Origin of the sequence: Amycolatopsis sp. lyj-346, assembly GCF_046548975.1 — a bacterium.
In the GTDB taxonomy this organism is placed as follows: Bacteria; Actinomycetota; Actinomycetes; order Mycobacteriales; family Pseudonocardiaceae; genus Amycolatopsis.
On the sequence record NZ_JAJPWT010000009.1, the window covers coordinates 143,320 to 169,375 of the forward strand.

Annotated in this window: 25 protein-coding genes; 18 read left to right on the forward strand and 7 right to left on the reverse strand. The window is 71.2% G+C overall.

Annotated features, from left to right (window positions below):
- Positions 1 to 64: 64 nt before the first annotated feature.
- The 3 genes from ACLJQE_RS25660 to ACLJQE_RS25670 are packed head-to-tail and all read left to right on the forward strand — an operon-like array spanning position 65 to position 3,448.
- Entirely contained in the window at positions 65 to 769 is a 705-nt protein-coding gene (locus ACLJQE_RS25660; protein WP_410641907.1) for a hypothetical protein, read from the forward strand.
- A gap of 11 nt (positions 770 to 780) precedes the next feature.
- The gene (ligA, locus tag ACLJQE_RS25665) at positions 781 to 2,961 is read left to right on the forward strand and encodes an NAD-dependent DNA ligase LigA (RefSeq protein WP_410641908.1); all 2,181 of its coding nucleotides are present in this window, start codon (positions 781 to 783) and stop codon (positions 2,959 to 2,961) included.
- Positions 2,954 to 3,448, forward strand: a complete 495-nt coding sequence (locus ACLJQE_RS25670; RefSeq protein WP_410641909.1) for a GNAT family N-acetyltransferase — start codon at positions 2,954 to 2,956, stop codon at positions 3,446 to 3,448. Before ligA ends, ACLJQE_RS25670 begins: the two co-directional genes overlap by 8 nt.
- 73 nt (positions 3,449 to 3,521) lie before the next feature.
- Here the strand turns inward: ACLJQE_RS25670 and ACLJQE_RS25675 are convergent, their stop codons facing one another.
- Positions 3,522 to 4,175, reverse strand: coding sequence for an amino acid-binding protein (locus tag ACLJQE_RS25675; RefSeq protein ID WP_043781008.1), 654 nt, complete (start codon positions 4,173 to 4,175; stop codon positions 3,522 to 3,524).
- A gap of 236 nt (positions 4,176 to 4,411) precedes the next feature.
- Between ACLJQE_RS25675 and gatC the strand changes: the two genes are divergently transcribed.
- The 8 genes from gatC (at position 4,412) to ACLJQE_RS25715 (ending at position 12,387) form a co-directional block, all read left to right on the forward strand.
- Positions 4,412 to 4,711, forward strand: coding sequence for an Asp-tRNA(Asn)/Glu-tRNA(Gln) amidotransferase subunit GatC (gene gatC, locus ACLJQE_RS25680; protein ID WP_285988990.1), 300 nt, complete (start codon positions 4,412 to 4,414; stop codon positions 4,709 to 4,711).
- Positions 4,708 to 6,225, forward strand: a complete 1,518-nt coding sequence (gatA, locus tag ACLJQE_RS25685) for an Asp-tRNA(Asn)/Glu-tRNA(Gln) amidotransferase subunit GatA (RefSeq protein ID WP_410641910.1) — start codon at positions 4,708 to 4,710, stop codon at positions 6,223 to 6,225. The genes gatC and gatA overlap by 4 nt, the downstream gene beginning before the upstream one ends.
- On the forward strand, positions 6,222 to 7,727 hold the full coding sequence (gatB, locus tag ACLJQE_RS25690) for an Asp-tRNA(Asn)/Glu-tRNA(Gln) amidotransferase subunit GatB (protein WP_410641911.1): 1,506 nt from the start codon (positions 6,222 to 6,224) through the stop codon (positions 7,725 to 7,727). Before gatA ends, gatB begins: the two co-directional genes overlap by 4 nt.
- Positions 7,724 to 8,254 (forward strand): hypothetical protein, encoded by a 531-nt coding sequence (locus tag ACLJQE_RS25695; RefSeq protein ID WP_410642122.1) that lies wholly within the window; start codon positions 7,724 to 7,726, stop codon positions 8,252 to 8,254. The genes gatB and ACLJQE_RS25695 overlap by 4 nt, the downstream gene beginning before the upstream one ends.
- A 257-nt stretch (positions 8,255 to 8,511) precedes the next feature.
- The gene (locus ACLJQE_RS25700; protein ID WP_410641912.1) at positions 8,512 to 9,612 is read left to right on the forward strand and encodes a Gfo/Idh/MocA family protein; all 1,101 of its coding nucleotides are present in this window, start codon (positions 8,512 to 8,514) and stop codon (positions 9,610 to 9,612) included.
- Positions 9,609 to 10,529, forward strand: coding sequence for a PmoA family protein (locus tag ACLJQE_RS25705; RefSeq protein WP_410641913.1), 921 nt, complete (start codon positions 9,609 to 9,611; stop codon positions 10,527 to 10,529). The genes ACLJQE_RS25700 and ACLJQE_RS25705 overlap by 4 nt, the downstream gene beginning before the upstream one ends.
- Complete coding sequence (locus ACLJQE_RS25710; RefSeq protein WP_410641914.1) at positions 10,526 to 11,245, forward strand: cupin domain-containing protein; 720 nt, start codon at positions 10,526 to 10,528, stop codon at positions 11,243 to 11,245. The genes ACLJQE_RS25705 and ACLJQE_RS25710 overlap by 4 nt, the downstream gene beginning before the upstream one ends.
- Entirely contained in the window at positions 11,245 to 12,387 is a 1,143-nt protein-coding gene (locus ACLJQE_RS25715; protein WP_410641915.1) for a Gfo/Idh/MocA family protein, read from the forward strand. The genes ACLJQE_RS25710 and ACLJQE_RS25715 overlap by 1 nt, the downstream gene beginning before the upstream one ends.
- Positions 12,388 to 12,447: 60 nt before the next feature.
- Here the strand turns inward: ACLJQE_RS25715 and ACLJQE_RS25720 are convergent, their stop codons facing one another.
- The gene (locus ACLJQE_RS25720; protein WP_410641916.1) at positions 12,448 to 13,656 is read right to left on the reverse strand and encodes a PQQ-dependent sugar dehydrogenase; all 1,209 of its coding nucleotides are present in this window, start codon (positions 13,654 to 13,656) and stop codon (positions 12,448 to 12,450) included.
- Positions 13,657 to 13,720: 64 nt separating this feature from the next.
- Here ACLJQE_RS25720 and ACLJQE_RS25725 point away from each other — a divergent pair, with 64 nt between their 5' ends.
- Together ACLJQE_RS25725 and ACLJQE_RS25730 are read left to right on the forward strand one after the other, a co-directional pair.
- The gene (locus ACLJQE_RS25725) at positions 13,721 to 14,629 is read left to right on the forward strand and encodes a 2-hydroxyacid dehydrogenase (RefSeq protein WP_410641917.1); all 909 of its coding nucleotides are present in this window, start codon (positions 13,721 to 13,723) and stop codon (positions 14,627 to 14,629) included.
- A 37-nt stretch (positions 14,630 to 14,666) separates the two neighbouring features.
- The gene (locus tag ACLJQE_RS25730) at positions 14,667 to 15,242 is read left to right on the forward strand and encodes a DoxX family protein (RefSeq protein WP_410641918.1); all 576 of its coding nucleotides are present in this window, start codon (positions 14,667 to 14,669) and stop codon (positions 15,240 to 15,242) included.
- A 231-nt stretch (positions 15,243 to 15,473) separates the two neighbouring features.
- On the opposite strand, the gene ilvD is transcribed toward ACLJQE_RS25730, so the two are convergent.
- Both ilvD and ACLJQE_RS25740 read right to left on the reverse strand, forming a co-directional pair.
- On the reverse strand, positions 15,474 to 17,318 hold the full coding sequence (gene ilvD / locus ACLJQE_RS25735; RefSeq protein WP_410641919.1) for a dihydroxy-acid dehydratase: 1,845 nt from the start codon (positions 17,316 to 17,318) through the stop codon (positions 15,474 to 15,476).
- Between the two features lie 68 nt (positions 17,319 to 17,386).
- Positions 17,387 to 17,827: a PH domain-containing protein gene (locus ACLJQE_RS25740; protein WP_410641920.1), complete on the reverse strand. Its 441-nt coding sequence runs from the start codon at positions 17,825 to 17,827 to the stop codon at positions 17,387 to 17,389.
- A gap of 335 nt (positions 17,828 to 18,162) precedes the next feature.
- Here ACLJQE_RS25740 and ACLJQE_RS25745 point away from each other — a divergent pair, with 335 nt between their 5' ends.
- From ACLJQE_RS25745 to ACLJQE_RS25760, 4 genes are all read left to right on the forward strand, one after another.
- Complete coding sequence (locus ACLJQE_RS25745; RefSeq protein ID WP_410641921.1) at positions 18,163 to 20,055, forward strand: acetolactate synthase large subunit; 1,893 nt, start codon at positions 18,163 to 18,165, stop codon at positions 20,053 to 20,055.
- Between the two features lies 1 nt (position 20,056).
- Positions 20,057 to 20,563, forward strand: a complete 507-nt coding sequence (gene ilvN / locus ACLJQE_RS25750) for an acetolactate synthase small subunit (protein WP_003080760.1) — start codon at positions 20,057 to 20,059, stop codon at positions 20,561 to 20,563.
- Between the two features lie 36 nt (positions 20,564 to 20,599).
- Positions 20,600 to 21,613, forward strand: a complete 1,014-nt coding sequence (gene ilvC, locus ACLJQE_RS25755; protein WP_360267039.1) for a ketol-acid reductoisomerase — start codon at positions 20,600 to 20,602, stop codon at positions 21,611 to 21,613.
- A gap of 102 nt (positions 21,614 to 21,715) precedes the next feature.
- On the forward strand, positions 21,716 to 21,994 hold the full coding sequence (locus tag ACLJQE_RS25760) for a DUF397 domain-containing protein (RefSeq protein ID WP_410641922.1): 279 nt from the start codon (positions 21,716 to 21,718) through the stop codon (positions 21,992 to 21,994).
- A gap of 12 nt (positions 21,995 to 22,006) precedes the next feature.
- On the opposite strand, the gene ACLJQE_RS25765 is transcribed toward ACLJQE_RS25760, so the two are convergent.
- From ACLJQE_RS25765 to ACLJQE_RS25775, 3 genes are all read right to left on the reverse strand, one after another.
- On the reverse strand, positions 22,007 to 23,323 hold the full coding sequence (locus ACLJQE_RS25765; protein ID WP_410641923.1) for an ankyrin repeat domain-containing protein: 1,317 nt from the start codon (positions 23,321 to 23,323) through the stop codon (positions 22,007 to 22,009).
- A 278-nt stretch (positions 23,324 to 23,601) separates the two neighbouring features.
- Complete coding sequence (locus ACLJQE_RS25770; RefSeq protein WP_410641924.1) at positions 23,602 to 24,414, reverse strand: TIGR03620 family F420-dependent LLM class oxidoreductase; 813 nt, start codon at positions 24,412 to 24,414, stop codon at positions 23,602 to 23,604.
- Complete coding sequence (locus ACLJQE_RS25775; protein WP_410641925.1) at positions 24,411 to 25,310, reverse strand: TIGR03620 family F420-dependent LLM class oxidoreductase; 900 nt, start codon at positions 25,308 to 25,310, stop codon at positions 24,411 to 24,413. The genes ACLJQE_RS25770 and ACLJQE_RS25775 overlap by 4 nt, the downstream gene beginning before the upstream one ends.
- Positions 25,311 to 25,398: 88 nt before the next feature.
- On the opposite strand from ACLJQE_RS25775, the gene ACLJQE_RS25780 reads away from it, so the two are divergent.
- Positions 25,399 to 25,962 (forward strand): TetR/AcrR family transcriptional regulator, encoded by a 564-nt coding sequence (locus ACLJQE_RS25780; protein WP_410641926.1) that lies wholly within the window; start codon positions 25,399 to 25,401, stop codon positions 25,960 to 25,962.
- Positions 25,963 to 26,056 lie beyond the last annotated feature (94 nt).

Genomic DNA, 26,056 nt, shown 5'->3' on the forward strand with positions numbered 1-26,056 from the left:
CGTCCGGTTCGGTCGGCAAGTAGCGTTGTCGAAGTCGCCGACCGAACGAGGACCGTCCGAAACCATGCGTCTGTTCCGCCGCAAGAACGCCGCCGCCGATCCGCCCGACCCGCGCACCGCGTGGCCCGAGCAACCTGTGCCGGACGATCCGGCGGCCGCCGCGGAGGCGTTCTGGCACGGCTGGTTCGAGCTGCTCCCGATGGTCAGCGCGGCACTGGGGGAGGGCGAACCACACCGCGTCGAACACGAGCTGTGCCAGCTCGTGGAGGCGCTGCACCCGCGGCTGCACTTCTCGCTGGAGCGAGGTCGCCAGGCGATCTACGCCCTGGTCGTGACCGGTCAGGAAGATCCCGAAGTGCGGCCGTTCACGGACGCGTGGCGGGCCGCGGCGCCGCCGGACGACGCGATCTGGGAGTACCACGACTCGGTTCCGCCGGTGCCCGATCCGACCGAAGTCACGGTAAACCTCGGCGAGCACCGGATCGCGCTGGCCGAGGTCCGGGTCGTTGCCCAGGTGGACGATGACGAGCGCGTGGTCGACGTTGCCGTTTTCCACCCGCGCTTCGGCGACCTCGACGACGCGACGCGGCGGACCATGACCTTCCTGCCGCTCGACGCGACATTGGGTGAACGGCTCGCCGCCGAACGGTTACGGCGCGTCGAGACCGCGGAGGCCGAGCCGGCCGGGTCCATCACCCTTCTGGAGTTCCGTGAACTGGTCCGCGGACTGGACAGCGGACCGAACGAAAATGTCGGTACCTCCGGCTAGGGTTACCACCCGTGAGCAGCACCGAACTCCCCCACGACCAGGTTGCGGCGGTCGACGCCCCGGTGGCCGCGGAGGACGTCACCGACGTCCCGGCCGACGTGCGCGAGCGGCACAGTGCCCTCGCCGAGGAACTGCGTGACCACCAGTTCCGCTACTACGTCCTGGACTCGCCGATCATCTCCGACGGGCAGTTCGACGAGTTGCTGGGCGAACTGCAGCGGCTCGAAGACGCGCACCCGGCGCTGGTCACGCCCGATTCGCCGACCCAGCGGGTCGGGGGCACGTTCTCGACCGAGTTCACCGCGCACGACCACCTCGAGCGCATGCTCAGCCTGGACAACGTCTTCGACCAGGACGAGTTCCTCGCGTGGGGGGAACGCGTCGAGAAGGAAGTCGGGCGCACCGAATTCCTCGCCGAGCTGAAGATCGACGGCCTGGCCATCAACCTCCTGTACGAAAACGGCCACTTGACCCGGGCGCTCACCCGGGGTGACGGCCGGACCGGTGAGGACGTCACGCTCAACGTCCGCACGCTCGACCAGGTGCCGCTGACCTTGACCGGCACCGATCAGTTCCCGGTGCCCGCCCTGGTCGAGGTGCGCGGCGAGGTTTTCTTCCGCGTCGAGGACTTCCTCGAACTGAACGCGAAGATGGTCGAAGCCGGTAAGCCGCCGTACGCGAACCCGCGCAACACCGCGGCCGGCTCGCTGCGGCAGAAGGATCCCAAGATCACTCGCGAGCGCCGGCTGCGGCTGATCTGCCACGGGCTCGGCAAGCGCGCGGGCTTCGAGGCCCAGCGTCAGTCGGAGGCGTACGACGCGCTGGCCGCGTGGGGGCTGCCGGTGTCGCCGCACAGCAAGGTCCTGACCTCGGCCGACGAGCTCACCGCGCACATCGCCTACTGGGGCGAGCACCGGCACGATGCCGAGCACGAGATCGACGGCGTGGTCATCAAGGTCGACCAGGTGGCGTTGCAGCGGCGGCTGGGTACGACGTCGCGCGCGCCGCGGTGGGCGATCGCCTACAAGTACCCGCCGGAAGAGGCGATCACCACGCTGCTGGACATCCAGGTCGGCGTCGGACGGACCGGACGGGTGACCCCGTTCGCGGTCACCGAGCCGGTCACGGTCGCCGGGTCGACCGTGGCCAGGGCCACCCTCCACAACCAGGAGGAGGTCAAACGCAAGGGCGTGCTCATCGGCGACCGGATCGTCATCCGGAAGGCCGGCGACGTCATCCCCGAGGTCCTCGGGCCGGTGGTGGACGCCCGCACCGGCGACGAACGCGAGTTCGTCATGCCCACCCACTGCCCGGAATGCGGCACCGAGCTCGCCTACCAGAAGGAAGGCGACAAGGACATCCGCTGCCCGAACACCCGGTTCTGTCCCGCGCAGCTGCGTGAGCGCCTGTTCCACCTGGCCGGGCGGGGCGCCTTCGACATCGAGGTCCTCGGGTACGAGGCCGCGGTGGCGCTGCTCGACGCGCGGGTGGTCGCCGACGAGGGCGACGTCTTCGACCTGAACGAGGACAGCCTCGCCGAGGTCGAACTGTTCCGGACCAAGGCGGGCGAGCTGTCGGCGAACGCGCGGAAGCTGCTCGCCAACCTCGATGCGGCGAAGGACCGGCCGCTGTGGAAGGTGCTGGTCGCCCTGTCGATCCGGCACGTCGGGCCCACTGCGGCGCAGGCGCTGGCGCGCGAGTTCGGCTCGATCGAACGGATCGAGCAGGCCACCGAAGAGGAGCTTTCGGCGGTCGACGGCGTCGGTCCGACCATCGCCCACGCGACGCAGGAGTGGTTCGAAGTCGCCTGGCACCGCGAGATCGTCGAAAAGTGGCGACGGGCCGGCGTGCGGATGGAGGAGGAGCGCGACGAGTCGATTCCGCGCCACCTCGAAGGGCTGTCGATTGTGGTGACAGGCTCGCTCGACGGCTTCTCGCGCGACGAGGCCAAGGAGGTCATCATGGCCCGCGGCGGCAAGGCCGCCGGGTCGGTCTCGAAGAAGACCGCGTTCGTCGTCGTCGGGGATGCGCCTGGTTCGAAATACGACAAGGCGGTTCAGCTCAAAGTGCCGGTGCTCGATGAAGCCGGCTTCCGCGTCCTGCTGGAGCAGGGCCCCGACGCGGCGCGGGAGGTGGCGCTGCCGACCGAAGACGCGACCATCGAAGAAGCGACTGGGGGAACGGATGAGTGATGTCGAGATCCGGCCGCCGCGGCCCGAGGAGTACGCCGCGGCCGGCGAAGTCACGGTGCTGGCGTATGAGGCCGACGGCCACCTGGCCGACGACGTCGGCTACGACGCGAAGCTGCGTGACGTCGCGCGGCGGGTCGAGGAGGCCGAGGTCCTCGTCGCCGTGGACGGGACGGGGAAGGTGGTCGGCACCGTGACCATCGTGCACCCGGAGTCCGAGTACGCCGAGATCTCGCGTCCGGGGGAGCTGGAGTTCCGGATGCTCGCGGTGGCGCCGTCGGCGCGTGGCCGAGGTATTGGCGAGGCTTTGACCAAGGCGGTGTTCGACCGAGCTCGCGGGTTGGGGCTCCGCAAGGTGGTGCTGAGCAGTGCCGACCGGATGCACAGCGCGCACCGGCTCTACGAGCGTCTCGGGTTCACGCGCCTGGCCGAGCGCGACTGGCGGCCGTTCCCGCACATCGAGCTCATCGCCTATCAGATCGACCTTTGACCTGGGCCTTGTCGAGAAAGGGACGAACCCCAGCGGGGCTCGTCCCTTTCGGCGACGTGAGGGGAGCTCGTCGCTAGCCGTCCAGGACGACCGCGACGATGCCGGCGAGGTGGGCGAGCCGGGCGACCTCGGCGGCGCGGAAGTTCGGCCCGCCCGGGCGGGCGACGAGCAGCGCCTTGCCTGGTTTGCCGAGCGGGGTTGCGGCGAGCTCGGTGCCGAGCTCCTTCCACGTCTCCGGGATCCAGGCTTCCTCGCTGTCGAGAACCGTCGCACGTTCGAGCGGCAGCCACGGCAGGTCGGTGATCGGGGTTTCGGGGGCCGCGCTCGACGAGGCCAGCCGGACCGCGCCGGTCTCCGAATGCTCGACGATCATCGCCCAGCCGGCGCGCACGATGCGGGGGACGCCCTCGGCGAGGATGTCGAGGCCGGACTTCGGCTGCGCGGCGATCTCCTCGACGAGCTCGAGCTCACGGTGCGTGTCCAGAACGCCTGCGTAGGGACGGACCGCGTCGACCTCGACACCCTCGACGCTCTCCGCCGCCGTGATCAGCGCGTCGGGCAGGCGGCCGGACGGGAGCTCGACCACCAGGTCGTCGACGGCGACTCCGCTGCCGCGCTCGACGACGTCCACGCTGAGGATGTCGGCGCCTACCGTGCCGAGCGCCGTGGCGACCGCGCCGAGGGTCCCCGGGCTGTCCGGAAGGAGGACCCGGATCAGGAACGACACCACGCGCCCCTCTCACCTCTGGCGTCCCAGCCTTGCCGTGGGACGCTCGATGCCGGTCGCCGATTGTGACAGACCCGCCCGGCTCGCGGGACCCGCTGTCCGCCGGGCGGGATGTGAGCGTCGCCGGACGGCAGCCGGCTTGCGCCGGGCGTAACCCAGTCGAGTCCGCCCGCGCCGCCACCATAGACTTGCAGCTTCCGAGACAACCCGCACAGCACAACCCGGGAGTCACCCGCGTGCCCAACATTTCCCGAGACGAGGTCGCGCACCTCGCGAAGCTGGCCAGGCTGGCCGTGACCGACGACGAGATCGACGTCTTCGCCGGCCAGCTCGACCAGATCCTGGACTCGGTGGCCAAGGTGAGCGAGGTCGCCGCCGCCGATGTGCCGCCCACGTCGCACGCCGTGCCGCTGACGAACGTCTTCCGACAGGACGTCGTCGTCCCCGGGCTCTCGCAGCAGCAGGCACTGGCCGGTGCGCCGGCCGCCGAAGAGGGCCGTTTCCGGGTGCCGCGGATTCTGGGGGAAGAGCAGTGACCGAGCTCATCAAGCTGACCGCCGCCGAACTGGCGGAGAAGATCCACTCGCGTGAGGTGTCCGCGGTCGAGGTCACGCAGGCCCACCTGGACCGGATCGCCGAGGTCGACGACCACATCCACGCGTTCCTGCACGTCGACACCGAGGGCGCGCTGGCCGCGGCCAAGGCCGTCGATGAGGGCATCGCCGAGGGGAAGGCGCCCGCGTCGCCGCTGGCCGGTGTGCCGCTCGCGCTCAAGGACGTCCTGACCACCGAGGGCGTGCCGACGACCTGTGGTTCGAAAACGCTCGAAGGCTGGTTGCCGCCGTACGACGCGACCGTGACGCGCAAGCTGCGCGAGGCCGGTGTCGTCATCCTCGGCAAGACGAACATGGACGAGTTCGCCATGGGGTCGTCGACCGAGAACTCCGCCTACGGCCCGACGCACAACCCGTGGGACCACGCCCGCATCCCGGGCGGGTCGGGTGGTGGCTCGTCGGCGTCGATCGCGGCGTTCGAGGCCGCCATCGCCATCGGCACCGACACCGGTGGGTCGATCCGGCAGCCCGGGTCGGTCACCGGGACCGTCGGGGTCAAGCCGACCTACGGCGGGGTGTCGCGCTACGGCCTTGTCGCTTTTTCGTCCTCGCTCGACCAGGCCGGGCCCTGCGCGCGGACAGTGCTCGACGCCGCCCTGCTGCACGAGGTCATCGCCGGGTACGACCCGCGGGACTCGACGTCCATCGACGCGCCGGTGCCGCCGGTCGTCGCCGCTGCGCGCCAGGGCGCGAACGGTGACCTGAAGGGCGTCAAGGTCGGCGTCGTGAAGGAGTTCGGCGGCGACGGCTACCAGCCGGGCGTGCTGCGGTCCTTCCAGGCCGCGGTCGAGCAGCTGCGGGCGCTCGGCGCCGACGTGGTCGAGGTGTCTTGTCCGAATTTCGTCTATGCGCTGCCGGCGTACTACCTGATCGCGCCGAGCGAGTGCTCGTCGAACCTCGCGCGGTTCGACGCCATGCGCTACGGCCTGCGCGTCGCCGACGACGGCACGCACAGCGCCGAAGAGGTCATGTCGCTGACGCGGGAGAAGGGCTTCGGCGCCGAGGTCAAGCGGCGGATCATGCTGGGCACCTACGCGTTGTCGTCCGGCTACTACGACGCCTACTACGGCTCGGCGCAGAAGGTGCGCACGCTGATCACGCGTGACTTCGACGCCGCCTTCGAGCAGGTCGATGTCCTCGTTTCGCCCACGACGCCGACCACGGCGTTCAAGATCGGCGAGCGCGTCGACGACCCGATGGCGATGTACCTCGCCGACCTGTGCACGATCCCGTCGAACCTGGCCGGCAACGCCGCCATGAGCGTGCCGAGCGGGCTGTCCGACGAGGACGGCCTGCCGGTCGGGCTGCAGATCATGGCCCCGGCGCTGGCCGACGACCGGCTTTACCGAGTCGGTGCCGCCTACGAGGCCGCCCGTGACGCCGCCGCCGGTGGCTCGCTCATCCACAAGGTCCCGGAGCTGGGAGGAACGAAGTGACTGCCGTGGCCGAGTTGATGGACTACGCCGACGTCATCGAACGCTTCAACCCCGTGCTCGGGCTCGAGGTCCACGTCGAGCTGAACACGAACACGAAGATGTTCTGCGGCTGCCCGAACGAATTCGGCGGTGAGCCGAACACGAAGGTCTGCCCGACCTGCCTGGGCCTGCCCGGGGCGCTGCCGGCGGTCAACGGCAAGGCCGTCGAGGGTGCCATCCGGATCGGTCTCGCGCTGAACTGCGAGATCGCCGAGTGGTGCCGGTTCGCGCGGAAGAACTACTTCTACCCGGACATGCCGAAGAACTTCCAGACGTCGCAGTACGACGAGCCGATCGCCTTCAACGGCTACCTCGACGTCACGCTGGACGACGGCGAGGTCGTGCGCGTGGAGATCGAGCGCGCGCACATGGAGGAGGACACCGGCAAGTCGCTGCACGTCGGCGGCGCCACCGGGCGGATCCACGGTGCCGAGCACTCGCTGCTCGACTACAACCGGGCCGGCGTGCCGTTGATCGAAATCGTGACGAAGCCGATCGAGGGCACCGGTGAGCGGGCGCCCGAGGTCGCGCGGGCCTACGTGAGCGCGCTGCGGGACCTGCTTCGCGCGCTCGACGTGTCCGACGTCCGGATGGACCAGGGCTCGCTGCGGTGCGACGCGAACGTCTCGCTGATGGCGAAGGACGCGACCGAGTTCGGCACGCGCACCGAGACGAAGAACGTCAACTCGCTGCGCAGCGTCGAGCGCGCGGTGCGCTACGAGATGACGCGGCAGGCGGCGATCCTCGCCGACGGCGGTTCGATCAAGCAGGAGACGCGGCACTTCCAGGAGGCCGACGGCACCACTTCGCCCGGCCGGACGAAGGAGACCGCCGAGGACTACCGGTACTTCCCGGAGCCCGACCTGGTCCCGATCGCGCCGTCGCGCGAGTGGGTCGAACAGCTGCGGGGGACGCTGCCGGAGATGCCGTCGGAGCGGCGGAAGCGGATCCAGCAGGAATGGTCGCTTTCCGACGAAGCCCTGCGTGACCTGCTGAACGTCGGTGCGGTCGACCTCGTCGCGGCCACCGTCGAGGCCGGTGCGTCGCCGGACGACGCGCGCGGCTGGTGGGTCAACACCCTCGCCCAGGAGGCCAACGCCCGCGAGGTCGAGCTGGCGGAGCTGGCGATCACCCCGGGCCAGCTGGCCGAGGTGATCGGGCTGGTGACGTCCGGCGAACTGACGAACAAGCTGGCGAAGGAAGTCGTCCAGGGCGTGCTTGCCGGGGAGGGTGAGCCGCGGGAGGTCGTCGAGAAGCGTGGGCTGAAGGTCGTCTCGGACGACTCGGCGCTGCTCGCGGCGATCGACGAGGCCCTGGCGGCGCAGCCGGACGTCGCGGACAAGATCCGCGGCGGGAAGGTTGCCGCGGCGGGTGCCATCGTCGGCGCGGTCATGAAGGCGACCAAGGGGCAGGCGGACGCCAAGCGGGTCCGTGAACTGATCATCGAGCGCGTCGGTTCCTGACGTTGCCGGGTTTCGTCAAAAGCGTCACCTGGCGCGAGTGGCTCGGCCTGGCGGCCGGGCTGCTCGCGCTGGGCTCGACGTTCCTGCCGTGGACCACGTTGACCGCCACCAAACCGGACATCGAAGACATCCTCGCGCAGCTGCCCCGGGGCGACGTCGTCCGCGACGCGTGGCACTCGAGCTTCTTCGCCTGGTGCCCGCCGCTGCCGTTGCTGCTGGCCGGGCTGGCCGTGGTCGTTTTCGGACGAGTCCGGACCCTGCGGGTCAGTGGCCTGCCGCAGCTGTGGCTGGTGGTCGCCGCGGCGTCGCTGCTGCTGATGGTGCTGGGCTGGTTCACCCTGGACTGGGAGTTCGACGCCGACCAGCGCGGCATCTTCGAGGCCGCCGGGGTCGCCATCGGGCCCGGCCTTGGCCGGTTCCTCGGGTTGTTCGCGGCGCTGGTGTCCGGTGTTGCCGCTTTCCTGGACATGCTGGCGATGCGGGCCGAGAGCCGGCAGCCGGGCAAGGCGCGCGGCAAGATCGGCTGATCTTCGCGGACGCGGCGCCACGGGCCCTTTGGTAAGAGTCCTGCCGCCGGAGAATTCCTGACCGGGTACGCGAGTCGTCCGACCGGTGGATCGCGATCGTTGACAACGTTGACATCACGGCCGCCCGTTGCATGAGAAAGCGCTTTCTGGAACGGTCGGAGAGGCGCAGCCCGGCCGCGGACACCGCCGCCCCGTGGGTGGACGGGTGGCGCGGATCGGCGCTGCTGGGGCGCCGGAGCCGTGGAGGGAGACCCGGGTTGGCTCAGGGAAAGCGCTTGCGGGTGGCCGTCGTCGGGACCGGGGCCATCGCGGAAAGCCACCGGACCGCCTTCGAAGCACACCACGAAGACGTCGACATCGTGGCCGCCGCGGACGTCGACGAGGCGCGGGTCGCCGCGTTCTGCGCCGGGACCGGCCACGCCAAGCCCTACCGCGACCTCGGCACCCTGCTCGCCGAGCAGGAGCCGGACCTCGTCTCGATCTGCACGCCGCCGAGCCTGCACGTCGAACAGACGAAGGAGGCGCTCGAGAGCGGGGCCTGGGTCTGGTGCGAAAAGCCGCCGTGCCGGTCGCTGGCCGAATACGACGAGATGACCGCCGCCGAGCAGGACGGTGGGCCGTACGCGGCCTTCGTCTACCAGCAGCGGTCCGGCTCGGCCGCCGTGCACTTCCGGGAGCTGCTTGCGGGCGGGGAGCTGGGGCGTCCGCTCGTCGCGCACTGCCAGACCACCTGGTACCGCGATGCCGCCTACTACGCGGTGCCGTGGCGGGGGCGCTGGGAGACCGAGGGTGGCGGGCCGGCCATGGGCCACGGCATCCACCAGATGGATCTGCTGCTCCACCTGCTCGGCGACTGGGCCGAGGTGCGCGCGATGACCGCCCGGCTCGTGCACGACGTCGAGACCGAAGACGTCTCCACCGCGCTGGTCCGGTTCGAGTCGGGGGCGCTCGCGACCGTCGTCAACAGCGTCCTCTCGCCGGACGAGGTGAGCCGGATCCGGATCGACTGCGAGCTCGCCACCGCGGAGCTCACCCACCTCTACGGGTACGGCGTCGAGGACTGGCGCTATACGCCGGCTCCGCACGTCGCCGGGGAGGCCGTCGAACGGTGGCACACCCCGGCCGCCGACGTCGACAGCTCGCACGCCGCCGCGTTCGCGCCGGTTCTGGCCGCCTACCGGGCCGGGCGGCGGCCGCCGTGCAGCGGGGACGACGGGCGGCGGGTGCTGGAGTTCGCCGCCGCGCTCTACAAGTCCGCCTCCACCGGGCTCGGCGTGCGCCGCGGGGAGATCGGGCCGGGCGACGCCTTCTACCGCTCCATGGCCGGCACCCGCACCCAGACAGGAGCACGGGGATGAGCGCGACGATCACGGTGACCCACCGGCACGGCGAGCACGTTGCCGTCGAGGCGGGCGGCGTCCAGCTGATGTCCTATGTGTACCGGCCCGACCCGGTGGCCTACGAGGCGCGCAAGCCCTACGCCCACCCGCTGCGGACCCTCGGCGGCCGGCACGTCAGCGGCTACCGGCCCGCCGACCACCGTTGGCACAAGGGCCTGCAGATGACGGCGAGCCACCTGTCCGGGCAGAACTTCTGGGGTGGCCACACCTACGTCCCGGGCGACTGGTACCAGGAGCTGCCCGACCGCATCGGCTCCATGCGGCACGACGAATTCGCCGGCTTCACCGTCGAACGCGATCGGCTGAGCCTCACCGAGAACCTCACCTGGGTGGCCAACGGCGGTGACGAATGGGCACGGGAGCGCCGCGACATCGTCGTCCACTCGGTCGAGCCGGCCGAAGGGGCCTGGGTGCTCGACTGGGGGATCGAGCTGACCAACGTCCGCGACGCCCCGCTCGTGTTCGGCAGCCCGACCACCGCCGGCCGCGAGCAGGCCGGGTACACCGGTCTGCACTGGCGGGGGCCCCGGGACTTCGGCGGGGGCCGGGTCCTCGGGCCCGGCGACCTCGAGGGCGAGGCGATGATGGGCGCGCAGGCGCCGTGGCTCGCGTTCGTCGGGGAACACGACGACGTCGACGCGCATTCGACGCTCGTCTTCGCCCACGCGCCCGAGAACGACAAGGCGATCCACGAGTCGCACTGGTTCGTCCGTTCCCAGGAGACGCCCATGGTCGCTTTCTCGTGGGCGTTTTTCGACGAGTTCGAGCTGCCGCCGGGCGAGAGCTTCGCCTACCGCTACCGGATCGTCGTCGCCGACGGGGCCTGGGACCGCGACCGGGTGGCCCGCTACCTCGACGGGCACGGCTGGTCATGAACGATTTCCCGCTCCCGGGTGGCATCGGCGTCTCGCACCTGCGCGCCTACGACTGGGCGGCCGAGGACGGCGTCTGCGGCGGCAGCCCGCACGTCCACCTCGCCTGCACCGAGGCCTACGTCGTCACCGGCGGCCGCGGCGCCGTCCAGACCCTGAGCGTCGGCGGCTACGCGGAGACGCCCCTGAAGGCCGGGGTGATCGCGTGGTTCGCGCCCGGCACCGTGCACCGGATGGTGCAGGACGACGGCCTGCGCGTCACCGTCCTCATGCAGAACAGCGGGCTGCCGGAGGCCGGGGACGCCGTCTTCACGTTCCCGCCGGACGTGCTCGCCGACGCGGCCGCCTACGCCGAGGCCGCGGCGTTGCCGAAAACCGACGACGCCGCCCGGCAGCGCCGTGACCTGGCCGTTCGCGGATACCTGCCGCTGCGTGACGCGCTGCGGGACGGCGATCCGGAACCGCTGCGGGCGTTCCACCGGGCGGCCGTCGCGCTCGTCGCGCCGAAGGTCGCAGAGTGGGTACCGCGCTGGCAGGCCGGGGCGTTGCGGGCCGCCGAACTGACCGGTGCGCACCTCAAGGCGCTCGCCGACGGCGACGGGAGCCACCTCGACCGGTCCGGCCTGCGGGTCGCGACGCCGTCGAACCCCGACGGCTACGGCATGTGCGGACGCCGCGCCGAATACGACATCCCGCTCGACCAGGAAGGCTTGCAGTGATGAACCAGTCCAGCATCGGAGTGCTGCTCAACGGGGTGACGGGCCGGATGGGCTACCGGCAGCACCTCCTCCGGTCGGTCCTGGCGATCCGCGAACAGGGTGGCGTCACCCTGCCGGACGGCCGCCGCGTGCAGCTCGAGCCGATCCTCGCCGGGCGCAACGCCGCGAAGCTCAAGGACCTCGCCGACCGGCACGGCCTGACCGCGTGGACCACCGACGCCGCCTCCGCGCTGCAAGACGTCCAGATCTACTTCGACGCGCAGCTGACCTCGGCACGCGAGCCGTCGGTGCGGGAGGCGATCGCCGCCGGCAAGCACGTCTACGCCGAAAAGCCGCTCGCCGAGACGCTGCCGGCGGCGCTGGAGCTGGCCGGGCTCGCCCGGGACGCCGGGATCTGCCACGGCGTCGTGCACGACAAGCTGTTCCTGCCCGGGCTGCTCAAGCTGCGGCGGCTGATCGACGGGGGCTTCTTCGGGCGGATCCTGTCGGTGCGCGGCGAGTTCGGCTACTGGGTGTTCGAGGGCGACTGGCAGGAAGCGCAGCGCCCGAGCTGGAACTACCGCGCCGAGGACGGCGGCGGGATCGTGCTCGACATGTTCTGCCACTGGAACTACGTGCTCGAGAACCTCTTCGGCCGCGTTTCGGCCGTGACGGCCAAGGCGGTGACGCACGTCCCGCGCCGCTGGGACGAGCAGGGCGAGGCGTACGCGGCGACGGCGGATGACGCCGCGTACGGCATCTTCGAACTCGAGTCGGGGGTGATCGCGCAGATCAACTCGTCGTGGTCGACGCGGGTCTTCCGCGACGAGCTGGTCGAGTTCCAGGTCGACGGCACCGAGGGCAGCGCGGTCGCCGGGCTGCGGCGCTGCCGCGTCCAGCACCGCTCGGCGACGCCGAAGCCCGTCTGGAACCCGGACCTGCCGGCCACCGAGCCGTTCCGCGACCAGTGGCAGGAAGTGCCGGACAACGCCGAGTTCGACAACGGCTTCAAGGCGCAGTGGGAGGAGTTCGTCCGGGACGTCGTCGCCGGGCGGCAGCACCGCTACGACTTCTTCTCGGCCGCACGGGGGCTGCAGGTGGCGGAGGCCGGGCTGACGTCGTCGGCCGAGGGACGGCGGGTGGAGCTGAAGCCGCTGGCGTGAGTCTCGCGCCGGGCCGGCTCGTGTCACGCGGGCCGGCCGGCGCGAGGTTCCGCCCGGACGTCAGTCCTTGCCGTTGCCGCCGCCGGAGGTGGCCGGGGTGATCAGCACGACGCGGTCATCGCTCGAAACCGGGCTGCCGCCGTCCTTGTTGACCGTGCCCGCCACCGCCAGCTGCGGGTTGATCATGCTCATCCCGGCCAGCCGCCCGTACGTCACCGGCGGCTTGCCGGTCTTGCCGTCGAGGCTCACCGTCGGCTTGCCGCTGATCGCGCCGTCCGGGGTCACCGGCAGGTTCTGCAGGTCGCCGGCCAGCGACGTGCCGACCGAGAGCGAGCCGTTGGCGTCGACGAAGTCGGCGCAGCCCGCGACGCCCGGCTTGTCGGGCCACGTCCACGCCGGCGCCGTCAGCGGCCCGCCGGCCTGGACGCGGTAGAGAGCGTCCTTGTCGGCGAGGCGGTCGGTGACCCAGACGCGGCCGCCGTCGGCCGACGCGCACACCCCGCCCGGCGCGTGCAGACCGGTCGCCACCACGAGTGAGCCGTTCGGGTTGCCCGCCGCGGCCTTGCCGGAGGTGTCGATCCGCAGCAGCTTCCCCGCGAGGGAGTTCGCGTCGGCCGCGGCGTTCGGGTTGCCCGCGTCGCCGGTCGCGACCAGCAGGGCGCCCCGGTTGTCGGTGCCGATCGTGCCGCGGTTGCCGGACGCGCCCTTCGGGATGCCGGTGAGCACCGGCTTCGGCGGCTGGCCCTTGGCGAACCGCACGACACGGTTGTCGGTCGGGGTCGTGATGTAGGCGAACACCAGCTGGTCCTCGACGTACGACGGGGACACCGCGAGCCCGGTCAGCCCGCCGTCGCCGTCCGCCTGGACGTCGAGCTTCGCGAAGTCCGTCGCGTCCTTGCCGCCCGTCGCCAGCAGGACGCGGCCGCTCTTGCGTTCGCCGGCCAGCGCGCTCGGCGTGGAGCCGTCACCCGGCAGGCCGGCCACCGCGGCGACGGTGTCCAGGCACGTCGCGATCACCGACGGGTCGAAGTCCTTGCAGCCCTGCGGCGGCGGCACCGGTGCGGCCGACTGGCCCGGCCGCGCCTGCTTGGGGTCGCTCCCGGAGTCCGCGCCGGGGCCCTGGACCTCGGGCGGCGACTCGGGGCTCGGGACGGGAGCGGGGCTGAACGTCTGGCCGGCCGCGGTGTTGTCGAACCGCGCGCACCCGGCGGGCAGCAGGACGCCGCAGGCCAGGATCGCCAGCAGGGCCGAGCGGTAGCGGGTGCGCATGATCCCCCAGCCTAGGGGCCGGTGCGTGAACCATGGGTGAGTACTCCTCGATACGTTGGGGATCATGACGCTGACCGTGCTGGTGCCCGACGACGAGGGCATGACCGTGCTCGCCGAGGTCCCGCGGGTCCTCCCCGTGCGCTACCAGTGGGGCGAGCCGGTGCCGCCCGAGGCCGCGAAAGCCCAGGTGCTCATCCCCGGCAAGCACCCGCCGGGCGAGCAGCTGTGGCGCACGCTGCCGAACCTGAAGCTGATCCAGCTGCTGTCCGCGGGCGCCGAGGACTGGGTCGGCAAGGTGCCCGACGGCGTCCTGCTCTCCACCTGCCGCGGCGCGCACGGCGGGAGCACGGCCGAGTGGGTCGTCGCCGCGCTGCTGTCGATTTACCGGAAACTGGACGTCTTCGCCGTGGCGCAGCGCGAAGGCCGGTGGGAGCGGCAGACGGCGGACACGCTGCAGGGCAAGCGCGTGCTCGTCGTCGGCGCCGGCGACCTCGGGCAGCACCTGCGGCGGCGGCTCGAACCGTTCGACGTGCGCTGCACGATGGTCGGGATGACCGCGCGGGAGGGCGTGCACGGCGTGCGCGAGCTGGCCGGCCTGCTCGAGCACCACGACGTCGTGGTGCTGATGGTGCCGCTGACCTCCCGGACGCGGGGCATGGCCGACGCGGAGTTCCTCGCCCGGATGCGCGACGGCGCGGTGCTGGTCAACGTCTCCCGCGGCGCCGTCGTGGACACCGGTGCCCTGGTCGCCGAATTGACCACGGGCCGGCTGCGGGCCGCTCTGGACGTCACCGACCCCGAACCGCCGCCCGCCGGGCATCCGTTGTGGACGGCGCCGGGGCTGCTGCTGACCCCGCACGTCGGCGGGGCCGTGCGCGGGGTTCGTGGTCGTTCGTACGCCGTGGCCGCGGCCGAGATCGCCCGGTACGCCGGCGGCGAGCTGCCGGACAACCTGGTGCACGGCGAATACTGAGCTCGCCAGGCTCGCCGCGATCCCCTAACCTTCGCGCGTGAGCAGTGGAGACGACTTTTCGCAGCAGCCCACCAGCCTTCTGTCGGGCGTCGAGGACGATCGGTCGGACGACACCCCGCGCCAGGGCGGGCTCGGCCTCGGCCTGCTGATCCTGCGGCTGGCGCTCGGCGTGACCATGGGCGCGCACGGCCTGCAGCACCTGTTCGGCCTGTTCGGCGGGCCGGGCATCGGCGGGTTCGCGCGGGTGCTGGAGACGTACGGCTACCACAAGCAGACGACGCTGCTGTCGTGGATCACCGGCATCACCGAGGTGGCCGGCGGGGCGCTGGTGATCGTCGGGCTGTTCACGCCGCTGGCCGCGGCCGGGCTGCTCGGGGTGGCGGCCAATGCCGTGTACGCGAAGTTCCACGGCGGGTTCTTCGAGGGGGCGGGGCAGGGGTTCGAGTTCGAGCTGCTGCTGGCGTGTTCGGCGTTGAGCCTGCTGTTCACCGGGGCCGGGCCGATTTCGCTGGAGCGGAACACGCCTTGGCGGAGGCGGCCGTTGCCGCTGGGGCTGGTGTCGCTGCTGCTGGCCGCCGCGGCCGCCGTGGTGGTCATCGTTCTGACGCGGTAGCGGTCGGCTGGGGACAACTCGGCGGCTCGGCACGCGCCTGTGGACAACCGCGGTGCGCGGGGCCGGAATTGTCGGTGCGCCCCGGTAACGTTGAAATCGGGGGTCCCCCTGGCCGGTGGGGGTCTTTCGGGCACCGAAAAGGCCGCCCCGGGAAGCCGGGACGGCCCTTTCAAACAGTGCCTGTGCGAGGCCGCGGCGATCCGGCGGCCCGCCGCACGGCGCCAGCCGGGATTACTTGTTCACGTCGCGGACCGCGCCGGTGTCGGCCGACGTGGCCATCCGGGCGTAGGCGCGCAACGCCGCCGTCACCGGGCGCTGGCGGTCCTTCGGCTGCCACGGCCGCTCCGACGCCTCCATCTTCGCGCGCCGCTCGGTCAGCACCGGCTCGTCGACCAGCAGTTCCAAGCGCCGCTCGTGGATGTCCAGCAGGATCCGGTCGCCGTTCTCCACCAGGCCGATCAGGCCGCCCGCGGCCGCCTCGGGGGAGATGTGGCCCACCGAAATGCCCGACGAGCCACCCGAAAAGCGGCCGTCCGTGATGAGCGCGCACTTCTTGCCGAGGCCCGAGCCCTTGAGGAACGCCGTCGGGTGCAGCATCTCCTGCATGCCCGGGCCGCCCGCCGGGCCCTCGTAGCGGATCACCAGGACTTCGCCCGGCTGGATCTCCTTCTTCAGGATCGCCGACACCGCTTCCTCCTGGCTCTCCAGGACCCGCGCCGGGCCCTCGAAGTGCCACAGGTCCTCGTCGATGCCCGCGGCCTTGATCACCGCGCCGTTCTCCGCGAGGTTGCCGCGCAGGATCGCCAGGCCGCCGTCCTTCGTGTACGCGTGCTCGACGTCGCGGATGCACCCCGCCGCCGCGTCGGTGTCCAGCGACGACCAGCGGTTCGACGTCGAGAACGCCTGCGTCGTGCGGACCCCGCCCGGCGCCGCGTGGAACAGCTCGAGAGCAACGGGAGAAGGCGAATCGGCCCGGATGTCCCACGTCTCGAGCCACGACTTCAGATCGCGCGAGTGCACCGACCACACGTCGGTGTTGAGCAGGCCGCCGCGGTACAGCTCGCCGAGGATCGCCGGGATTCCGCCCGCCCGGTGGACGTCCTCCATGTGGTAGTCCGAGTTCGGCGCCACCTTCGACAGGCACGGCACGCGGCGGCCGATCGCGTCGATGTCGGCGATCGTGAAGTCGACCTCGCCCTCCTGGGCGGCCGCGAGGACGTGCAGCACCGTGTTCGTCGAACCGCCCATGGCCATGTCGAGCGCCATCGCGTTCTCGAACGCCGCCTTCGACGCGATCGAGCGCGGCAGGGCCGAAGCGTCGTCTTCCTCGTACCAGCGGCGGCACAGCTCGACGACGGTCCGGCCGGCCTCCTCGAACAGCGCGCGGCGCGCGGCGTGCGTCGCCAGCGTCGAGCCGTTGCCCGGCAGCGAAAGCCCCAGCGCCTCGGTGAGGCAGTTCATCGAGTTCGCGGTGAACATGCCGGAGCACGACCCGCACGTCGGGCAGGCCGAACGCTCGACGATGCCGAGCCCTTCTTCGTCGACCTCGCTGCTGGCCGAGGCCGCGATCGCGGTGATCAGGTCGGTCGGGGCCTGCGCGACACCGCCCACGACGACGGCCTTGCCCGCCTCCATCGGGCCGCCCGAGACGAACACGACCGGGATGTTCAGGCGCATCGCGGCGTTGAGCATGCCCGGGGTGATCTTGTCGCAGTTGGAGATGCACACCAGCGCGTCGGCCTGGTGCGCGTTGACCATGTACTCGACCGAGTCGGCGATGATCTCGCGCGAGGGCAGCGAGTAGAGCATGCCGGAGTGGCCCATCGCGATGCCGTCGTCGACGGCGATCGTGTGGAACTCGCGCGCGACGCCGCCGGCTTCCTTGACCGCCCCGGCGACGATCTCGCCGAGGTCCTTCAGGTGCACGTGGCCGGGCACGAACTGGGTGTAGGAGTTGGCGATCGCCACGATCGGCTTGCCGAAGTCGCTGTCGGTCATGCCGGTGGCGCGCCAGAGCGAGCGCGCGCCCGCCGCGTTGCGGCCGTGGGTGGTGGTCCGGGAACGGAGAGGCGGCACGGGAACTCCCAGGTCAAAGGGTGGCCGGCGAAACTGGTCCTACCAATTTACGCCGACCGCCACCCGGGTTACTCGCCGGGTGACGTCCCGGGCTTGATGTCCTCGGCTTCGAGCACCCCGCTCGGGTCGGCGACCAGTCCCTCGCTGACCAGCGACAGCACCGGCAGGTGCCGGGTCCGCACGGTCGGCAGCGGCACCTTCGTGTCGTCCTGCAGCACCGCCTGCACCCGCGCCTTCTTCGTGATCGCCAGCCCTTTCAGCGCCGACCACGGGATGTCGCGGTGGCCGAACATCGTCCGGACCGCCAGCCCCGAGCGGGTCGCCACCGTGCGGTGGCGGATCACGAACACCGCCAGCGCGATCGGGATGAGGTAGAGCCACTGCAGGTACGGGATCTCCCCGAGCGCGATCGGCGTCACGCAGATCGTCAGGAGAGCGATCGCCATGAAGGACGTGCGGGGGACGCGGAAGACGGCCTTCCGGCCCTCGTCCTGCTGTTTTTCGGCCACGGGGAAATGGTGCACCGCGCGCACGCCCGGCCCGAACCCGGGTCGGGCGCCAGTGACGTGCACCGCGACGGTGTCCAGCATGCGGACTCGTCATCCCGCAGAGTTGACACCCGCATGGCGTTCGGTCTAGCGTCATCGCCGTGACACCGCTGACCGGCCTCGTACTTCCCAAGCGCGTCGACGCTTAGGGAAGACTTTCCGCTGCGTCGACGCGCGAACCCTCGTGCGACCTTACGGTCGGCGAGGGTTTTTTGTTGCCCTAGGGAAGCAATTCCCCGCCCCACCGCACAAAACCGACCCGAACGAGTGACACCGAGACCTACGAGGCAAATCCGATGACCAGTGCCACGTCGCGCAGCGACGCGAAACCCGGGCCGACGCCCGGAACGCCCGGAGCACGTCCGAAGCCGGCGCCACCGGCGGGAACGCCGGTGCGCGTCACCGGCGCCCAGTCGCTCGTGCGCTCGCTCGAGGCCGTCGGCGCCGAGGTGGTCTTCGGGATCCCGGGCGGCACCATCCTGCCCGCCTACGACCCCCTGCTCGACTCGACGAAGGTCCGCCACATCCTGGTCCGCCACGAACAGGGCGCCGGCCACGCGGCCACCGGCTACGCGCAGGCCACCGGCAAGGTCGGCGTCTGCATGGCCACTTCGGGCCCGGGCGCGACCAACCTGGTCACCCCGCTCGCCGACGCGAACATGGACTCCGTCCCGGTCGTGGCCATCACCGGCCAGCAGTCCCGCGCGCTGATCGGCACCGACGCGTTCCAGGAAGCCGACATCTGCGGCATCACCATGCCGATCACCAAGCACAACTTCCTCGTCACCGACCCCGCGGACATCCCGCGGACCATCGCCGAGGCGTTCCACCTGGCGTCGACGGGCCGACCCGGCCCGGTGCTGGTGGACATCCCCAAGGACGTGCTGCAGGAGATGACCTCGTTCTCCTGGCCGACCGAGCTGCGGCTGCCGGGCTACCGCCCCACGCTGCGCCCGCACGGCAAGCAGGTCCGCGAAGCCGCGAAGCTGATCGCGAAGTCGCGGCGCCCGGTGCTCTACGTCGGCGGTGGCGTCATCAAGGCGGAGGCGCACGAGCAGCTGAAGCAGCTCGCCGAGCTGACGAACATCCCCGTCGTCACCACCCTGATGGCGCGCGGCGCGTTCCCCGACTCGCACCCGCAGCACCTCGGCATGCCGGGCATGCACGGCACGGTCGCCGCGGTCGCCGCCATGCAGCGCGCCGACCTCCTGATCGCGCTCGGCGCCCGGTTCGACGACCGGGTCACCGGCCAGCTGTCCTCGTTCGCGCCGGACGCCGCGATCGTGCACGCCGACATCGACCCGGCCGAGATCTCCAAGAACCGCAAGGCCGACGTCCCGATCGTGGGCGACTGCAAGGAGATCATCGGCGAGCTGATCACCGCCGTGAAGGTGGAGTTCGACCACGGCGGCCGGCCCGACCTCACCGACTGGTGGACCCAGGCCGACGACTGGCGCAAGAACTACCCGGCCGGCTACGAGTGGCCGGACGACGGGTCGCTGTCGCCGCAGTACGTCATCGAGCGGATCGGCGAGCTCGTCGGCCCGGACGCGGTGTACGCCGCCGGCGTCGGCCAGCACCAGATGTGGGCCGCGCAGTTCGTCAAGTACGAGAACCCGCGCACCTGGATCAACTCCGGCGGCCTCGGCACCATGGGCTACGCGGTGCCCGCGGCGATGGGCGCGCAGTTCGGCGTCCCGGACAAGCAGGTGTGGGCGATCGACGGCGACGGCTGCTTCCAGATGACCAACCAGGAGCTGGCCACCTGCGCCATCGAAGGCGCGCCGATCAAGGTCGCCGTGATCAACAACGGCAACCTGGGCATGGTCCGGCAGTGGCAGAACCTCTTCTACTCGGAGCGGTACTCCAACACCGACCTCGGCACGCACAAACACCGCATCCCGGACTTCGTGCTGCTGGCCGAGGCGCTGGGCTGCGCCGGCCTGCGGTGCGAGACCCGCGAAGACGTCGACGCCACCATCCGCCGCGCGATGGAGATCAACGACCGCCCCGTCGTGATCGACTTCGTCGTGGGGAAGGATGCCCAGGTGTGGCCGATGGTCGCGGCCGGCACCGGCAACGACGAGATCATGGCGGTCCGGGGCATCCGGCCGTTGTTCGACGACGACGAGGTTTCGGTGGAGACGACCGAGGCCGCCGCGGAAGCCGCTGGGGAAGGTGAGCGCTGAGATGAGCGTCCACACGCTGAGTGTCCTGGTCGAGAACAAGCCGGGTGTGCTCGCGCGCGTCTCGGGCCTGTTCTCCCGGCGCGGTTTCAACATCGAGTCCCTCGCCGTCGGGCCCACGGAAAACCCCGAGGTGTCCCGCATGACGATCGTGGTCGCCGTGGAAGAGCTACCGCTCGAACAGGTGACGAAGCAGCTCAACAAGCTGGTCAACGTGATCAAGATCGTCGAGCTGGAACAGTCGACCGCCGTGCAGCGCGAACTGCTGCTGGTGAAGGTGCGCGCCGACAACACCGTGCGCAGCCAGGTCCTCGAAACCGTCCAGCTCTTCCGTGCGAAGGTGGTGGACGTGTCCCCGGAGGCGCTCACCGTCGAGGCGACCGGGACGTCGGACAAGATCGGCGCCCTGCTGCGGATGCTGGAGCCGTATGGCATCCGCGAGCTGGTGCAGTCGGGCATGGTCGCGGTGGGCCGTGGCGCCCGCTCGATCACCGCGACTTCGCCCCGTTAGAAACTTTGTAAGTCAGGAAAGGAAGCAGTAACCCCCATGGCAGTGGAAATCTTCTACGACGACGACGCCGACCTCTCGATCATCCAGGGGCGCAAGGTCGCTGTCATCGGCTACGGCAGCCAGGGCCACGCCCACTCGCTGAGCCTGCGCGACTCCGGCGTCGACGTCCGCATCGGCCTGCCCGAGGGGTCCAAGTCGCGGGCGAAGGCCGAGGAGCAGGGCCTGCGCGTGCTCACCCCGGCCGAGGCGTCGGCCGAGGCCGACCTGATCATGATCCTGGCGCCGGACACCAAACAGCGGCACATCTACGAGCAGGACATCGCGCCGAACCTCAAGGACGGCGACGCGCTCTTCTTCGGGCACGGCTTCAACATCCGCTACGACCTGATCAAGCCGCCGTCCAACGTCGACGTCGCCATGGTCGCCCCGAAGGGCCCGGGTCACCTGGTCCGCCGCCAGTTCGTCGACGGCAAGGGCGTCCCGGCGCTCATCGCGGTCGAGCAGGACGCTTCCGGCAACGCCCAGGCGCTCGCGCTGTCCTACGCGGCCGCCATCGGTGGTGCCCGCGCCGGCGTCATCAAGACGACGTTCACCGAGGAGACCGAGACCGACCTCTTCGGCGAGCAGGCCGTGCTCTGCGGCGGCGCCTCCGCGCTGGTGCAGACCGGGTTCGAGGTGCTCACCGAGGCCGGCTACGCCCCGGAGATCGCCTACTTCGAGGTGCTGCACGAGCTGAAGCTGATCGTCGACCTCATGTACGAGGGCGGCATCGCGCGCCAGCGCTACTCGATCTCCGACACCGCCGAGTACGGCGACCTGACCCGCGGCCCGCGCGTCATCTCGCCGGCGGTCAAGGAAGAGATGAAGAAGATCCTCGGCGAGATCCAGGACGGCACGTTCGCCCGCGAATGGGTCGCCGAGGACGAGGCCGGCCGGCCGAACTTCACCAAGCTCGAGGAGCAGGGCAACCAGCACCCGATCGAGGCGACCGGCAAGAAGCTGCGCGACCTGATGTCGTGGGTGGACCGGCCGATCACCGAAACCGCCTGACCTTCTTTCGCACCACAGTCTCATTTCCAAGACGCTGATGGGGACGCCCGCACCGGGCGTCCCCATCAGTGCGTTCGGTGCCCGGGTCGCTACGCTGGAGACATGAATGATCAGCCGGTCGACGACAAGGCGCACATCCGGCACCACCTCGACTTCACGAAGGCCGAGTGGATCCGGGCCGAGCCCGAAGGCGTCACCCTCGACGACTGCGTCGAGTACGCCTTCATCGAGCACACCGACGGTGTCACCTACACCGCGATGCGGCAGTCGGCGAAGCCGGACGGCGTGATCCTCGTCTTCACGCCGGGGGAGTGGGACGCGTTCGTCAAGGGCGTCCGCGACGGCGAGTTCGACCTGCCCGAGGACCTCGAAGAGGCCTGAAGCTCCGGTTGGCTACCGGAGCAGGTCCCGTGCGGCCGGCTGCCCGCACACCTCCGCCCACCTTTCCGGGGTGCTGCCGAAGATCGCGTCGCGGGCGGCGACGTCGGCGCCGTGGTCGACGAGGGTGCGGATGACGCCGAGGTGCCCGGACTGCGCGGCCAGGTGCAGGGCCGTGACGCCCTCGCCGTGGTGCGGGCCGCCGAACGTGCCGCGGAAGTTCACGTCGGCGCCGAGGCCGAGGAGCGTCCGGACGGCGTCGAGCCTGCCCTGTGCCGCCGCCCAGGCCAGCGCGGTGCCGCGGTAGACGTCGGCGTTCACGTCGGCGCCGGCGGCCACGAGCGTTCTGAGCGCGTCGACGCGGTCGTTGCGCGCCGCCCACGCGAGGGCTTCGTTCTTGACCTCGACCGGGTCGTCCGCCGGCTGCCAGCGCGGGAAACCGCTGTGGGGGCGGTAGAAACCGCGGTGGGCGCCGCCACGGCCCGAGGTCAGGAGCTCGGCGAGGAGGCCGGCGTCGCCGAGCCCGGCCGCGACCCGCAGGTTGCCCGGCGCCCGGCTGTGCGCGGCCAGCGTCTCCGCAGCTTCGCGGTGTCCCCAGAACAGGGCGACGACCAGCGGCGTGCCACCGTCACCGCGGGCCGGGACGTCGACCGGTGCGCCGTGCCGCAGGAGCAGGTCGAGCAGGAGCGGCAGGTTGCTGTAGGCGGCCTGGTGCAGGGGTGTCCAGCCGTGGACGTTGCCGCGGGCCGGGTCGGCGCCGTGGTCGAGGAGGATCCGGCTGAGCCGCTCGTCGTGCGTGGCGCCGGCCATGCCGAGCAGGTCGTTGCCGTTGGTTCCGCGCGCGCCGACGAGCCCGGGGAACTCGGTCAGGAGCGTTTCGAGCCGCTCGGGATCCCGTGCCTCGATCGCCCGGTACGCACGGGCGAACGGCTCGCCGCTGTCCACAAGGGACTCGACGTGGGTGCGGAGTGCCTGCCAGGAAACGAAACCGTGCTCGCGGGCGATGACGGCTCGGGCGCCGTCGCGCGTGCGTGGCTGGTTCCAGCGGTCGAACGGCTCGTTCGCGCCGGGCGTGCCGTCCTCGGCCGAGGCGAGCAACCCGAGCGCGCGCTCGGCGTAGTACTCGACGTCCTGGTGGTACGGGTGCTGCAGGCCGTCCCCGTGCTCGGTGACGCGCCGGACGTAGGCCTGCAGCTTCGGCCAGCTCGGGAAGCCGTGGTCCCGGGCGATCCGGAACTGCGCTTCGGACAGCTTCACGCCTTCGGCACGCGCAAGGTCCTTCGCGCGCTTGCGCAGCTGGTCCAGGCTGGGTTTCGCGGGCAGCACGCCCATGGTGCCTCCTTCCCTCGTCGCCCGTGGTCCGCCGGCACCGGGCAGGAAAGAGGTGCGGAGCTGGTGGTGCGGTGAAACGGGGGTGGGCTCGGCCCTTTCCGCGGACGGGGCGCGGCCCGCACCGCGCCCCGCCACCCTACCGCCGAACCCGGATCTCGCGTGATTGCCGACGGAACTCGCGTGATTGAAGCCGGAACTCGCGAGTTACGGCTCCGATCACGCGAGATCCGGGCTCGTTCACGTGGGTTACGGGTCTGGTCACGCGAGATCCGGGTTGCTCACGGGAGGAGGTCGGCCAGGCGGCGGTACGACTTCGGGGTGCGGGCCAGGACCTGGACGCAGACGTGGTCGGCGCCCGCGTCGAGGTGGGCCCGGATCCGGGCCGCCACCGCCTGTTCGCCGCACGGGACGATGGCGTCGACCAAGCGGTCGCTGCCGCCGTCGGCGAGGTCGTCGTCGGTGAAGCCGAGGCGGCGCAGGTTCGCCTGGTGGTGCGGTGCTTGCCGGACGTAGAGGCCGACGTGCTCGCGGGCCGCTTCGGGGGCCGCGTCGAGCACCACCGCCTGCTCGACGGCGAGGTACTTGCCCGGCCCGAGGCGTTCGCGGGCCATCGCCGTGTGTTCCGGCGGGACGAAGTAGGGGTGGGCGCCGTCGGCGCGTTCGGCCGCCAGGCCCAGCAGCTTCGGGCCCAGTGCCGCGAGGACCCGGAGCGGGCGCGGGGACGGCCGGGGCAGCCCCGGCAGCTCGGCCGCGTCCATGCCGTCGAGGTATTCACGCAACGCGGGGAGCGGCCGCGCGCCCGGCCGGTGCCCGCCGAGGCCCGCGATGAACCGGCCCGGGTGGGCCTCGCCCAGTGCCCGGATGGCGCCTTCCGCCGCGAGCGGGGACCGCTGGTCGAACCGCGCGACGCCGGTGGCGATCGTCAGCCGGGACGTCGCCGTGAGCAGCAGCGACGCCTGCGTGAACGCCTCGCGCCCGCCGTACTCGCCGAACCAGATCGCGGCGAAGCCGAGTTCCTCGATTTCGGCGGCCGTTTCCCGCACCGCGTCGATCGGTGCGCCGTCGAAGAACTGCCAGATCCCGACGCTCATCGGGTCACCTCCGGGGCCAGGTCGGCCAATAGGTCCACAATGGAGTCGAACGAAGCTGCGTACGGCGTCAGCAGCACGTGGTCCGCGCCCGCGTCGAGCAGCTCGCCGAGCCGCTCGGCGATCGTCTTCCCGTCGCCCCAGAGGACGAGGTCGTCGACGAACCGGTCGCTCGGGCCGTCGATGTCGGCTCGCGTGTACCCGAGCCGTTCCCAGCCCGCCAGGTAGGCCTGGGCCCGGTGCTCGCGCAACTGCGCGACACTGCGCCGCACGTGGGCCCGGGCGTCCTCGCGGGTGCCGGGGACGACGGCCTGCTGGGGGATCAGCAGCTTGTCCGGGCCGAGGATTTCGCGGGCGTACGGCGTGTGCGAGACCGGCTGGGCGAACGGGTGCGCGCCGTCGGCGTGGTCGCGCGCCAGCTCCAGCATGCGCGGCCCGATGGCGGCCAGCACGCGCGGAAACGCGATGGCCGGGGGACTTTCGGCCGCCGTGGCGTCCATTTCGGACAGATAGCCGCGCATCTGCTCCAGTGGCCGGTAGTCCGCGCCGTACTTCGTGGCTTGGAACGCGTGCCCGATGCCGATGCCGAGGACGAACCGGCCGGGGTGGGCGTGGGCGAGGGTGGCGCCGCCCTTCTCGGCGGTCCGTCCGGGGCGGGACCAGACGTTGGCGATGCCGGTGCCGAGCACGACGTCCGGCACCGACGCGAGCAGGTCGCCGAAGTGGGCGAGCACTTCGCGGCTGCCGGGTCCTTCGCCGCTCCAGATCGAGCGGTAGCCGGCGTCGGCGAGCCGTCGGGTGGCCGCGCGTTCGACGTCCGGCGGTGGGGCGAGTGGCGCGCTCGGCAACCAGGCGCCGACCGCGCCGAGCCGGGCGCGGGTGTCTTCGATCAGGGTCATCCTCGAGTTCCCTCCAGTAAGCTGAGGCTGCCTCCGGTAATATACGGAGGCAGCCTCCGATTGGCTAGCGAGTAAGGTCGGGACTGCGATGACCGACGTGAAACCGATGCGCGCGGACGCCCGCCGCAACTACGAGCGCCTCCTCGAAGAGGCCCAACGCGCCTTCGCCGAGCACGGCGTCGAGGCGTCACTGGAGGACATCGCGCGCCGCGCCGGGGTCGGCATCGGCACGCTCTACCGGCACTTCCCGACCCGGGACGCGCTGCTCGAGGCGCTGTTGCGGGCCCGGTTCGACACCCAGGCCGAGCGGGCCCGCGAACTGCTCGGCCACCCCGAGCCGCTGACCGCCCTGCAGACGTGGCTGGCGGGGCTCGGGGACGCCACCGGCACCTTTCGCGGGCTGGTCGAGCTCACCGCCGACGCGCTGAACGACGAATCGTCCCGGTTGTACGAATCCTGCCACGCCATGCGCGACGTCGGTTCCCAGCTGGTGGAACGCGCGAAGCAGGCGGGCGAGCTTCGCCCCGACGTCACCACGGAGGAGCTGCTTCTGTTGCTGCACGCGACATCCTGGGCGGGTGGGCACCTGCCCGGCGAAGGGGGCATGCAACGGCTGCTGGCTCTTGTTTTCGAAGGATTACGGGCGAGTTAACACCGGGGGACGCCACGGGGCGCTCCTGCGCGTTAAACTCCGGCTCGACCGGGGCACAACGACGTGCAATGACCGTTTGTCGACACAGAGCGTC